Below are 12,323 nucleotides of genomic sequence, written 5' to 3' on the forward strand. Positions count from 1 at the left end.
CTGTTTTTCAGACCGTACGGTGCTCACAGAATATTCAGCGATTGCAATGCCTGTGTTGGGAATCGGGCCGGGCTCTTGGCGAGGACGTTTCCTGACCTGGTTCACAGGTTTCCAGGCCACAGCCTTCCAGTCCACAGACGTAGGCCAGCTTATCCAGCAGTTCCTTTTGCTCAGCGTCGTCCAGTGATAGCTGGCCGGTGCGTGGGTCGATCAGCTCCAGTTGCCAGGCCATCAGGGTCAGGCAGTGCTCCAGTGTCTGAAGGGCTTCGTCTGTCAGGCGCAGGTCGGGATAGGCGGCGCTCAGCATGTGACGCAGCTGACGTGCAAAATCGGCAGTGCCGGGGATCAGTGCGTCGTCCGCGGTTTGCGCCAGTCTGGACAGAGTGCCGAGCAGGCACTCGATGGCGTCCTGATCATCGCTGATCATTTCCAGATGTGCGATGCACTCCTGGCAAGTGCTCAGTAAAAGCTGCGATTGATCAAAAAAATCGGGATGAACCTGTTGCCACTCTTTGTCGTTCAGCATGGGGTATCTCCATGGACCATGGATCGCTCCAGTGTAGTATCCGGCGCGCATTGCGGAACGTTAATGTGGATAGGAAAGGGAAGTCTGTAGGGCGCTTCCGATAGTTGCAAAAAGGAAGAGTAATCAGTGAATGTTTCAGGTGCAGGATTGCGGTCTGGACAAGATCCGAACAGAGTTTTTCCGGCGTGCACGACAATGCGTGCGCCACCTGCGGCGAAAAGGGACGGCAGGACTGTTCGGGATGGCGACAACGCAAACACGACTCTGACTCCATTCAAATATGAGAATGGTGTCACAATAATGGCTATTACTTGGCGCGAATATCAGGTTGGCCCTGATGGCTGCTAGGGGCAACCCTTAGCGTATAGAACGCACGGCGCGTGAGACGGCGCTGGCGGGAGGCGGTTGTTGGTCGGAATGACTAAAGCTCATTCGCCCATGAGTAAAGCATGATGTTAAAGTGATATCAATGTTGTATTTAACATTTCATCGTCATTAAGGTCCCGCTGTTTTCAGCCGATAACAACTTCGCAGACTCACTGTGACCCACGCTTCAGGAGCAATAAATGGCTGGCATCCTCGACTCGGTAGATCAACGCACACAACTGGTGGGCGAGAACCGCCTTGAAATCCTCATGTTTCGCCTGGCGGGCCGACAGCTGTTTGCTATTAACGTGTTCAAGGTTCAGGAAGTTCTGCAACTGCCTAAACTGACGTTGATGCCGCAACGCCATTCTTTTGTCTGTGGTGTGGTCAATCTGCGCGGTCAGACCTTGCCGGTGATCGATCTGTCCCAGGCGATCGGGATGAAGCCACTGGTTCCGGGGCCGGGCAGCACCATTATCGTGACTGAGTACAATCGTTCGGTTCAGGCCTTTTTGGTGGGCGGTGTTGATCGCATCGTCAACATGAACTGGGATGCGATCATGCCACCGCCTACCAGCGCTGGCCGTCAGCATTACCTGACAGCGATCAGCAAGGTCGACGATCAGTTGGTTGAAGTCATTGACGTTGAAAAAGTGCTCGCTGAAATCGTGCCTTACAACGCCAAGGTGTCCAGTGAAAAACTCGAAGACCCTGTCCTCGCCGGTGCAGTAGGCCGTGAAATTCTTCTGGTGGATGATTCCAAGGTTGCCCTGAGTCAGTTGCGCGACACCTTGTCCCAGCTCGGTTTGAAGCTGCACGTGGCCAGTGATGGTCTCAAGGCGCTGAACATGCTCAAGGCCTGGGCTGACAGCGGTGAGGTCATGACCGAGAAGCTGTTGATGGTGTTTACCGACGCCGAAATGCCGGAAATGGATGGCTATCGCCTGACCACTGAGATTCGTAACGATCCTCGCCTGCGCGAACTGTACGTGGTGCTGCACACGTCGCTCTCGGGGAGCTTCAACGAGTCCATGGTCAAAAAAGTAGGCTGCGACAACTTCCTTTCCAAGTTCCAGCCCGACAAGCTGGTCGACGTGGTTCGTGAACGCCTGATCATGGTTCAGGGCTGACCGGAGCGTCGAATGTGCCAGGCGCAGGCTTGATCTGCGCGCTGGTGCGTTTGTCCTGCATCGCATCGATCAAGTTCGTATAAGCTTGTCGCCTTCACGATTCCGGCGGTCACGACTCCAGTGATCTCAGTCGAACAAGGAACAGGCCATGTTGCACCTCAGCGCGCTTTATCGTTTTCCGCTCAAATCCTGCAAGGCTGAAGTCTTGCAGCAGGCGTCGTTTGACGAATTGGGCATGACCGGTGATCGACGCTGGATGCTGGTTGATGAAGCCAGCGGCCGTTTTCTGACCCAGCGTGCCTTGCCGCACATGTCGCAATTGTCGGTGCTGTGGAACGCTCAGGGTGGTGTAACACTGGCGGCACCTGGCTTTGCAGCACTAGATATTCCTCTTCCTGAAAATCTCGAACAGACCATGCGCGGCGTTACCGTGTGGCGCGATACATTGCGCGTGCCGGATGCCGGCGACGAGGCGGCTCGTTGGGTCAGCGAATTCATTGGCAAGCCAACGCGCATGGTGCATGTGCCAGCAGATCGTGCGCGGAGCATGCCGAGTGGCTATGGCCGCAACGAAGACCGGGTCGGCTTTGCCGATGGCTTTCCGCTGCTGCTGATTGGTCAGGCGTCCCTGGACGATCTGTCGGCGAAGATTGGCCGCCCTCAGGAGATGCTGCGTTTCCGGCCGAATCTGGTCGTTGAGGGGGCTGACGCTTTCGCCGAGGACGGCTGGAAGCGTATTCGTATCGGTGATATCGAATTCCGTCTGCTCAAAGGCTGCTCGCGTTGCATCCTGACGACCATCGACCCGGCTACCGGAGAGCGCAACGCCGATCGCGAGCCTCTGACCACCCTCAAGACCTATCGCGAGCGCGAGGGTGACGTCTGGTTCGGGCAGAACATGGTCAATGATGGTCCGGGCATTCTCGAAGTCGGCATGCCGGTGACGGTGCTGGAGTAGGGCACCCGGTCGCGTTATTGTCCGTTTTTTCATGGTTTTTTCGGAGCCCTGCATGACAACTACAGTTTTGGTGCTGGTCGAAAGCGTCAACGAATATCTACCGATTCTTGAAAACAGTGGCTATCGACTGATTCTGGCGCCGACGCCTGCTAGCCGTGCAGATGCCATCGCGACCCACAGCGAGGAAATCACCGCGGTGCTGACCCGTGGGCCGCTGGGGTTGTATGCAGAAGAAATCGCCGCGTTGCCCCATTTGCAAATCATCTGCGTGCTCGGCGCGGGTTACGAGCATGTTGACCTTGCTGCGGCCCAAGCGCGGGGCATCACCGTCACCAACGGCGCAGGAGTCAACGCACCGACAGTGGCAGATCACGCTATGTCGTTGCTCTTGTCCATCGTGCGGGACATTCCTCAGGCCGACGCTTCAGTGCGTCGTGGTGAATGGCGCAAAGTGACGCGTCCTTCATTCGAGGGCAAGCGTCTTGGGATTCTGGGCCTTGGTGCCGTTGGTTTGGCTATCGCCCGGCGTGCCGCAGGTTTTGGCATCTCCATCAGCTATCACAATCGCAAGCCGCGTACCGATGTGGATTTCGACTATTGCGCAACGCCTCTTGAACTTGCCAGTGTTTCGGATTTTTTGATTATTGCCACGCCAGGCGGTGGCGGTACGCGGCACTTGATCGACAGCAAGGCGCTGGACGCGCTGGGGCCGCAGGGCTTTGTGGTCAACATCGCGCGTGCCAGTGTAATTGATACCGCAGCGCTGGTTGACGCGTTACAGCAGCAGCGAATTGCCGGTGCTGCGCTGGATGTCTTCGACGACGAGCCTTCGGTGCCTGACGCATTGAAAGCCCTCGACAACGTTGTGCTGACGCCCCATGTGGGTGGCCTGTCGCCGGAGGCATCCGAGGCGACGGTGCAAATGGTCGCGAACAATTTGCTGGCGTTCTTCGCAGGTGAGCCGGTGTTGACGCCGGTGCGTGGGTGAGCCATTGAGATGTAGTTCCAGTTGAGAGGTTCATCGCCCACATCGTCTTGATGCGGCTCAGTCCAGGCACCCTTGTATGTCTAGACTTGAAAGGGTGGGGCGGGACTGGTGAGTCAAACGCGACTACAGGGGAGGATCTTTAAGATGCTGAGCCGTTTGTTGGGGCGACTATTGCGCGGGCGTGGCGCCACCGAGAACAAGCTGATCTGGAATCACAAGGCAGTGGCGTTTTCGCCGGTGGTCATTGACGTGCGCAGCCCTGCGTTTGCCTCGATGGCACAGATCCCGCTGTCCCATGTCGGTTCAGCCAAGGGTGGTAACCTGTCGCCGCCACTGGAGTGGCAAGGGGTGCCAAGCGGCACCCGAGAGCTGGTGCTGGTCATCGAAGATGCTGATGCGCCGTTGCCTTTCGCGTTCGTGCATGCAATTGCGGTGGGGATCTCGCCGGACCTTACAGGTTTACCGGTCGGGGCCTTGAGCAGTGCTTCACGCGGTCTGCTCACCTTGGGCCTTACCACCTTCGGCAGTGCGACTTATATCGGACCGCAACCCTTGACCGGTCATGGCCCGCATCGCTATAGCTTCCAGTTGCTGGCGCTGGATCGACAACTGCAACTGGACAGCCCGCCCAGTCGCAGCCAGTTGCTCAAGGCCATCGACGGCGCAGTGATCGGCCGCGGTCGACTCGACGGGATTCATGAGCGCGCCTGATGCCGTGTGCCTGAGAGCGTCTGTTGCCGGAAGCGCGAATATGCCAGCATTGTCCGCTTGCAGTTACTTGATTGACGCATTCGCGCAGGAATCCTTATGAGCCACAGCCCGCCGCCAATAGTCGCGCTGCAGATACCCGAAAGCCTCCGGATTGCCCCGCGGGTGCTGTGTCATGCCACCAGCCTGCGCAAGGCCACGCGACGCATATCACAGCTTTACGACGCCGTCCTGGCGCCCTGTGGTCTGCGTTCGACACAACGCTCGATTCTGATTCAGGTGGCGCGCAATCAGGCGCCTGCGGTGACCGAACTGGCAGCGATCCTGGTCATTGACCGTTCTGCGCTGGCGCAGAATCTCAAACCGCTGGAGCGCGAGGGGCTGATTTCGGTGGAAGTCGATCCGCAAGACAAGCGCAGCCGAAGGGTGTGTCTGACCCAGGCCGGGCTGGACAAATTACTCGAGTCCCAAGCGTTATGGGAGCAGGCCCAGCAGTGCTTCGAATCCTCTCTTGGCCAGCAACAGGCGTGTGAGTTGCGCGAGCTGTTGGCGAAAGTCGCCGCGCTGGATTATGGCGACGGCGCGCCAGATACACGACCTGTAGGAGCTGCCGAAGGCTACGATCGCGGTATACCGGGATGAATGCTTCGCAGCCTTCGGCAGCTCCTACAGAACATGCGAAATGGACCGTGCTACGGATGCATCGGCGGGATGTACGCCAGAGTTGTGCCCAGAATCCACAGCAGGAATAGCACCAGCGGTGTGTGCACCAGCAATTGCACGAACGAGAACCCGATCAGGTCGCGCGCCTTCAGGCCCAACACGCCGAGCAGCGGCAGCATGTAAAACGGGTTGATCAGGTTCGGCAACGCTTCAGCGGCGTTGTAGATCTGTACCGCCCAGCCTAGATGGTATTCAAGGTCGTTGGCGACCTGCATCACATAGGGCGCTTCGATGATCCATTTGCCACCGCCCGAAGGAATGAAGAAACCCAGTACCGCCGAGTACACGCCCATCAACAGCGCGTAGGTGTCATGGGAGGCAATGCTGGTGAAGAAGGTGGAAATATGGTGCGCCAGGGTCTGCGCGTCGGTGCCTTTGACGGTGGTCATCAGGGCTGCAATCGAGCCGTACAGCGGGAACTGGATCAGCACGCCGGTGGTGGTCGGTACTGCCCGCGTCACTGCATCGAGGAAGCTGCGCGGGCGCCAGTGCAGCAATGCGCCGACCATGATGAACAGGAAGTTGTAAGTATTCAGACCTGAAATCGCGGTAATCGCCGGCTTGGTGGAAAACTCGTTGAAGATCCAGCCGGAGGCAAGTACCACCATCAGAATGATCAGCAACGGGCTGTATTCCAGCCATTCGCCCGGACGGGTGCGAGCAGGCAACTCTGGCATGCTGAACGACGGATCGACGCCGCAGGCCTGTGCATCCTTGGCGCTGTTCGGGCCCGGTGCCGTGGCGTAGGCAACGACCAGGGAAACCACGACCAGTGCTGCCAGCAGAACGCCGGACTGCCAAAGGAAAATAGTTTCGGTGAAGGGAATCACACCGGTAATCGCCAGAATCGAAGGCGGCAGGCTTCCGGGGTTGGCTTGCAATTGCGCGGCCGAGGATGAGAGCCCCAGCGCCCATACTGCACCTAGTCCGAGATACGCCGCGGCACCTGCGGCGCGGTAGTCCATGCGCAGATCGGTACGGCGGGCGAGGGCGCGAACCAGCAAGCCGCCGAACACCAGCGACAGCCCCCAGTTGAGCAGTGACGCGACCATGGAAATCAGCGCGACCCAGGCCACTGCCGAGCGACCGTTTTTAGGGATGCGTGCCAGGCGGTCGATGAGTTTTACGGCGGGTGGTGAACTGGCCACTACATAGCCGCCAATGACCACGAACGCCATTTGCATGGTGAACGGGATCAGACTCCAGAATCCATCACCGAAGGCCTTCGCTGCGTCGGCAGGCTTGGCGCCCATGGCCAGAGTGGCAACCGTGACGATGACCACCGCGAGTGCGGCGAACACCCAGGAATCGGGAAACCAGCGTTCCGCCCATTTGGCGCAACGCAGGGCGAAACGGGCAGAGCGGCTATCTTCGATATCAGCGGCCACAGGGATGTCCTCTTGTATTTATTATTGGGAGTTGAGTCGTTGCCACATACCCACTGTAGGAGCTGCCGAAGGCTGCGATGCGGTGTGTCAGTCACTCCGCGATCGCAGCCTTCGGCAGTTCCTACAGTGGGTATGCGGTTCAAACGCTTGGCTACAGATCAGAAACTCATCTCAACCACATCATCCGGCACGATCAATTTACCGGCGGTCTTGGCGATGATCTCTTCGACGGTCACACCCGGTGCGCGCTCGCGCAGGATGAACGCGCCATTTTCGATTTCCAGATAAGCAAGATCAGTGAGTACCTTGCGGATGCAGCCAGCGCCGGTCAGTGGCAGGCTGCAGCGGGGCAACAGTTTGGACTCGCCGTCCTTGGAAGCATGGGTCATGGTCACGATGATGTTGTCGGCTCCGGCCACCAGGTCCATGGCGCCGCCCATGCCTTTGACCAGTTTGCCGGGGATCATCCAGGACGCGATGTTGCCTTCCACATCGACTTCGAAAGCGCCGAGAACGGTGAGGTCCACATGGCCGCCGCGAATCATTGCGAAAGACTGCGAGGAATCAAAAATCGATGCGCCGATCCGCGCAGTCACGGTTTGCTTGCCTGCGTTGATCATGTCGGCATCGATGGTTTCCTCAGTGGGGAATTCACCCATGCCCAACAGGCCGTTTTCCGACTGGAGCATGACATCGATGTCGGTTGGGACGTAGTTGGCCACAAGGGTCGGAATGCCGATCCCGAGGTTCACGTAGTAGCCGTCCTTGAGTTCGCGTGCAACGCGCTGAGCCATTTGTTCGCGGGAAAGTGCCATGGTCTGAAGTCTCTTTGTTGTTTTTGTGCCGCTGCCTGTGCGAGGCAGCATCCGGAGCCGGCTTGTGTCAGGCTTTTCTGACGGTGCGCTGTTCGATGCGCTTCTCGAAAGTACCGAGAATGACCCGGTCAACATAAATGCCTGGCGTATGGATTTGCGAAGGCAGCAGCACACCAGGCTCAACAATCTCTTCGACTTCGACCACGGTGATCTTGCCCGCTGTGGCCACGACCGGGTTGAAGTTCTGTGCGGTATGACGATAGATCACATTACCGAAATGGTCGGCTTTCCAGCCTTTGACGATGGCGAAGTCGCCAGTAATGGCTTCTTCAAGGATCACGTTGCGCCCATTGAACTGGCGGGTTTCCTTGCCTTCTGCCACGGGTGTGCCGTAGCCGGTGGCGGTGTAAAAGGCTGGAATGCCTGCACCGCCTGCGCGCATTTTTTCCGCGAGGGTGCCTTGGGGGGTGAGTTCGACCTCCAGTTCGCCACTGAGCAACTGACGTTCGAACAAGGCGTTTTCGCCGACGTAGGAGGAGACCATCTTACGAATCTGCCGGTCTTCGAGCAGGATGCCCAGGCCAAAGCCATCGACGCCGCAGTTGTTGGAAACCACCGTCAGGCCTCTGACGCCCATACGTTTGATTTCAGCGATGAGATTTTCCGGGATGCCACACAGGCCGAAGCCGCCGCACAGCACCGTCATGTCGTCGGTCAGCCCGGCGAGGGCTTCCTGATAAGTCGCCACTCGCTTGTCGAGTCCAGCCATGATTGATCCGCCTTTTATAGTTGTGATCGACGGTCTGGCCGTCGGGAGAGCGTTGGCTCATCTTCTCTCGGAGGCAGTGATTTGTTAATTTTGTTTTTCTGATCGATTAATAAGAAAAGCAAATATATGAATGTCAAACAGCTAAGGGCGTTTCTGGCCGTGGCCCAGCATTTGAGCTTCGCCCAGGCAGGCGAGCGGCTGCATGTGTCGCAACCTGCGTTGAGTCTGACCATCAAGAGTCTGGAGGATGATCTGGGTGGGCAGTTGCTCAGCCGTACCACGCGCACGGTCAGCCTGACGCCGGAGGGTGAAACCCTGCTGCCGTTGGCCAGGCAACTGCTGGCTGACTGGGACAACGCTGAAGAACTGCTGCGTCAGCGTTTTACTCTGCAGCTGGGCAAAGTGTCGGTGGCCGCCATGCCGTCGTTCGCCGGCAACTTGCTGCCCGGTGCTCTGAAGGTCTTTCGCAGCCGCTACCCACGCGTCAACGTGGCTGTTCATGACCTGATCAACGAGGAAGTGCTGGAGATGGTGCGTCATCGCCGGGTCGAACTGGGCATCGGCTTCGAGCCCGAGTCCAGCAACTCCCTGGTGTTCACGCCTTTTTATACCGATCGCTTTGTCGCCGTGGTGCCGTTGGACTCGCCCATGGCACAGCGTAAGCAAGTGACATGGCAAGAGTTGCTGCAAGAGGACTTCATCGCCTTGCAGCGCCCATCGGCAGTGCGCTTGCTGCTGGAGCATCATCTACAGGCCCGGCACGGCAAGCTTTCAGTTGCGTTTGAAAGCCACCAGCTATCAACGATAGGTCGCATGGTTGCCAGCGGGCTGGGGGTCAGTGCGGTGCCCTCGCTCTGTATCCAGCAAATGCACGAACTGGGTGCTCACTGCGTCGCTTTGGCAGAACCGACGATAGAGCGCCCGATTGGCCTGATGATGCTCGCTGATCACAAGCTGTCTGCCGCTGCGCAGGCCCTGCGCGAGGTGTTGATCGAGCACGCACAGTCGCAGGTGCCCAGCCTGGCGAGCGTTTAGCTCAAGGTTCGTGACAAGGACTCAGGTGCCGAAACTGTCACAAACTTCACATTTGTAAGCAGAGCGTTACGGTATCGTGTCGGGTAATTACAACTAAATGTTTCTGTGGTGATGCGACTGCGGAACCGACGATAAGGAAGAGCGCCTTGGATGTATCTTCTGCTGCCTGGCTTGTGCACGATACCCGCCTGATTATTTGTTGCCTGGTGGCGATAGCCACGATTATCGTGCTGATCAGTGCCACTAAACTTCCTCCTTTTCTCTCGATTCTGATCGGCACATTCATTGCCGGTATCGGTGCGGGCCTGCCTGCTGAAGAAGTCGCCAAGGCCTTCAGCAAAGGGGCGGGTGGCATTCTGGGCGAGGCAGGCCTGATCATCGCCCTGGGTGCCATGCTTGGTGCGCTGATGGCGGAGTCGGGCGCAGCTGACCGGATTGCCACGACGCTATTGGGGTTTGGCAAAGGGCGTTCATTGCCCTGGGTGATGGCGTTGGTGGCGATGGTCATTGGCCTGCCCTTGTTCTTCGAAGTCGGTTTGGTGCTGATGGTGCCGATCATTTTCGTCATGGCCCGACGTTCTGATCAGCCTTTACTGAAAATCGCGATTCCGGCCCTCGCGGGCATGACGACCTTGCATGCGCTAATGCCGCCGCATCCGGGGCCATTGATCGCGGTCAGTGCATTGCATGCCGACCTTGGGCTGACCATGTTGCTGGGCTTTTGCATTGCAATCCCTGCAGTGATTCTGGCCGGTCCGCTTTACGGCAACTGGTTGTCCAGGCGCATGGTCATCAAAGAGCCGGCTGAGCTGGGCGAATTGTTTTCGGCTAAGCCTGACGTAACCCGCCAACCGGGATTCGGCATTTCGTTGCTGATTATCCTGCTGCCGGTGATCTTGATGCTGGGCAGTACGCTGGCCAAGATATTGATGGACCCGCACAGCTCGCTGGCGTTGACCCTGAAGTTTCTCGGTGAACCACTGGTCGCGTTAAGCATTGCGGTGATTGCCGCAGTGATTTGTCTTGGCTGGGCCAATGGCCTGACGCGTGAGCATGTGAACGGCACACTGCGCAAAAGCCTCGCACCGATTGCCGTGCTGCTGTTGACCATCGGCGCCGGAGGCGGCCTCAAGCAGACCTTGCTGGACGCAGGCGTGAGTCAGACCATCAGCAAAGTCGCGGAGGGTGCACATATCCCGTATCTGCTGCTCGCTTGGCTGATCGCCGTGGCGTTGCGTCAGGCCACGGGTTCGGCGACCGTCGCAACCACTACGACCGCTGGCATTCTTGCGCCGATGATGGCGGGCCTGGCGGCGACGCAGAGTTCATTGGTGGCGCTGGCGATTGGCGCAGGCTCAGTGTTCTTCTGTCACGTCAATGACGCAGGTTTCTGGATGGTCCGCGAGTATTTTGGTCTTCAGTTGAAGCAGACTATTTGGGTCTGGTCGGTGCTGCAGACCATTGTTTCGGTAGTCGGGCTGGTGGGCACATTGCTGTTGTGGTGGTGGTTGACGTAGGGCAATGGCATTACATTCCCATGTTCGCTGCCGAGTGCTGCCCCTATCAAACAATATACAAATTATGGATTGAAATGCATCTTCTGTAGGAGCTGCCGAAGGCTGCGAAGCATTTATGCTGACCCACCGCAATCGCAGCCTTCGTCAGCTCCTACAGGTCCAATGTTTGCCACGAAACAGCACGGTGCCATGGGGAAAGCGCCGCTCCTGGTTAAATATGCGTTGATCGGATATTCAATTTTTTATAAAGGCGAGATAACCCATGCCAGACCGCGAAATCATCGTTCCGCCCTCCATGCGCAATATCGTTGAGCGTGCGGGGTATGTTCCAGCGGTCAAGGTGCAAGGCACGCTGTATTGTGCGGGCCAGATTGGGCGCACGCCGGAACTGGAGGTCATTCATGACCCTGAACAGCAATTCATTGCTTGCTGGGAAAACCTGCGCACGGTGCTCGCCGAGGGCGGCTGCAGCTTCGAGGATGTGGTGGAGATGACCACCTATCACGTGGCGATGAGCGAGCACATGGACGTTTTTCGTGACGTCAAAGAGCGTCTGTTTCCCCGTGGGCTTTGTGCCTGGACGGCCATCGGCGTTTCGGAGCTGGCGGTTCCGGGCCTGCTGCTTGAGATCAAGTGCATCGCCGTTCAACGCGATCAGAACCAATGATCCAATAAACCGAACTCTCGGGACAAAGCTGCTGCCGAAACAGGGTCAATTATCAAAATGATCCTGTGAGGAAGTCATGAGCACACACCCTGTAGATGGTCACTCAGCGCAAGGTCCTGGTCTCAAACCCGGTGAGTCCGACGGGAAATCCAGCGCCGACGATAACGACGTTCGCGATGCTGATATCAACGAAGTCGAGCCCGACGACCCTGATGTAGCGGGCGATGATGCCTCAGACAAACCGAGCTGAGCCAAGCGCTATGGGCAAAGTGGTTACCGCTCGTGATCTGGCGGTTGATCTGAAGCAGGGCGATGACGTTGCCCTGTTCAAATGGTTTATCGCCAGTTTTCTGATGGGTAAGCGTATTCAGGCCGACATTGCTGCGCAGGCGTACCGGGTGATTGTCGATCAACATGGATGTGATACGCCCCGCAAGCTTGCGAGCAAGACCCACCGTCAATTGGTGACAATGCTCGGCGAAGCGCGTTATGTGCGCTACGACGAATCCACAGCCATGCGCCTTGCAGCGTTGGCGACAAAGCTCACCGAGGAATATGCCGGGAAGATTGCGCAAGTCGCTGCTCGCAGTGACGGTCGGGCAGATTTCGAAAAACGTCTTGGCGAATTTGACGGCGTAGGCCCCAAAACCATCGAGATATTCATGCGCGAAGCCGGTGAGGTTTTGTATTGATTTGGGTGCATCTTCGACAATAAGGCCAGTGGGCACGCGAC

14 protein-coding genes are annotated in these 12,323 nt (G+C 57.8%); 10 read left to right on the top strand and 4 right to left on the bottom strand.

Features of this window, described 5'->3' with window-relative positions; genetic code table 11:
* Positions 1-34: 34 nt before the first annotated feature.
* Positions 35-526: a hypothetical protein gene (locus tag EE949_RS23130; RefSeq protein WP_240350424.1), complete on the bottom strand. Its 492-nt coding sequence runs from the start codon at positions 524-526 to the stop codon at positions 35-37.
* 566 nt (positions 527-1,092) lie between these two features.
* Here EE949_RS23130 and EE949_RS23135 point away from each other — a divergent pair.
* The 5 genes from EE949_RS23135 (at position 1,093) to EE949_RS23155 (ending at position 5,318) form a co-directional block, all read left to right on the top strand.
* A complete protein-coding gene (locus EE949_RS23135; RefSeq protein ID WP_122666410.1) occupies positions 1,093-2,022 on the top strand; it encodes a chemotaxis protein CheV in 930 nt (309 codons plus the stop codon).
* Positions 2,023-2,170: 148 nt separating this feature from the next.
* Positions 2,171-2,980: an MOSC domain-containing protein gene (locus EE949_RS23140; protein WP_122666411.1), complete on the top strand. Its 810-nt coding sequence runs from the start codon at positions 2,171-2,173 to the stop codon at positions 2,978-2,980.
* Between the two features lie 52 nt (positions 2,981-3,032).
* Positions 3,033-3,968: a 2-hydroxyacid dehydrogenase gene (locus EE949_RS23145; RefSeq protein ID WP_122666412.1), complete on the top strand. Its 936-nt coding sequence runs from the start codon at positions 3,033-3,035 to the stop codon at positions 3,966-3,968.
* A gap of 144 nt (positions 3,969-4,112) precedes the next feature.
* Entirely contained in the window at positions 4,113-4,679 is a 567-nt protein-coding gene (locus EE949_RS23150) for a YbhB/YbcL family Raf kinase inhibitor-like protein (protein WP_122666413.1), read from the top strand.
* A 96-nt stretch (positions 4,680-4,775) separates the two neighbouring features.
* Positions 4,776-5,318, top strand: coding sequence for a MarR family winged helix-turn-helix transcriptional regulator (locus tag EE949_RS23155; RefSeq protein WP_122666414.1), 543 nt, complete (start codon positions 4,776-4,778; stop codon positions 5,316-5,318).
* Between the two features lie 50 nt (positions 5,319-5,368).
* Here EE949_RS23155 and EE949_RS23160 read toward each other — a convergent pair whose 3' ends face one another.
* The 3 genes from EE949_RS23160 to EE949_RS23170 form a co-directional block, all read right to left on the bottom strand.
* Positions 5,369-6,787, bottom strand: a complete 1,419-nt coding sequence (locus tag EE949_RS23160) for a short-chain fatty acid transporter (protein WP_122666415.1) — start codon at positions 6,785-6,787, stop codon at positions 5,369-5,371.
* A gap of 158 nt (positions 6,788-6,945) precedes the next feature.
* Positions 6,946-7,602, bottom strand: a complete 657-nt coding sequence (locus EE949_RS23165; RefSeq protein WP_122666416.1) for a CoA transferase subunit B — start codon at positions 7,600-7,602, stop codon at positions 6,946-6,948.
* Between the two features lie 67 nt (positions 7,603-7,669).
* On the bottom strand, positions 7,670-8,371 hold the full coding sequence (locus EE949_RS23170) for a CoA transferase subunit A (protein WP_122666417.1): 702 nt from the start codon (positions 8,369-8,371) through the stop codon (positions 7,670-7,672).
* Between the two features lie 126 nt (positions 8,372-8,497).
* Here EE949_RS23170 and EE949_RS23175 point away from each other — a divergent pair, with 126 nt between their 5' ends.
* From EE949_RS23175 to EE949_RS23190, 5 genes are all read left to right on the top strand, one after another.
* Positions 8,498-9,406, top strand: a complete 909-nt coding sequence (locus tag EE949_RS23175; RefSeq protein ID WP_122666418.1) for a LysR family transcriptional regulator — start codon at positions 8,498-8,500, stop codon at positions 9,404-9,406.
* Between the two features lie 146 nt (positions 9,407-9,552).
* Positions 9,553-10,923 (top strand): gluconate:H+ symporter, encoded by a 1,371-nt coding sequence (locus EE949_RS23180; protein WP_122666419.1) that lies wholly within the window; start codon positions 9,553-9,555, stop codon positions 10,921-10,923.
* A gap of 262 nt (positions 10,924-11,185) precedes the next feature.
* A complete protein-coding gene (locus tag EE949_RS23185) occupies positions 11,186-11,590 on the top strand; it encodes a RidA family protein (RefSeq protein ID WP_122666420.1) in 405 nt (134 codons plus the stop codon).
* A gap of 76 nt (positions 11,591-11,666) precedes the next feature.
* Positions 11,667-11,840 (top strand): hypothetical protein, encoded by a 174-nt coding sequence (locus EE949_RS29550; RefSeq protein WP_162873875.1) that lies wholly within the window; start codon positions 11,667-11,669, stop codon positions 11,838-11,840.
* A gap of 10 nt (positions 11,841-11,850) precedes the next feature.
* Positions 11,851-12,282, top strand: coding sequence for a DNA methylase (locus tag EE949_RS23190; protein WP_122666421.1), 432 nt, complete (start codon positions 11,851-11,853; stop codon positions 12,280-12,282).
* Positions 12,283-12,323: the final 41 nt, after the last annotated feature.

Origin of the sequence: Pseudomonas viridiflava (assembly GCF_900602065.1) — a bacterium.
Taxonomy (GTDB): Bacteria; Pseudomonadota; Gammaproteobacteria; order Pseudomonadales; family Pseudomonadaceae; genus Aquipseudomonas.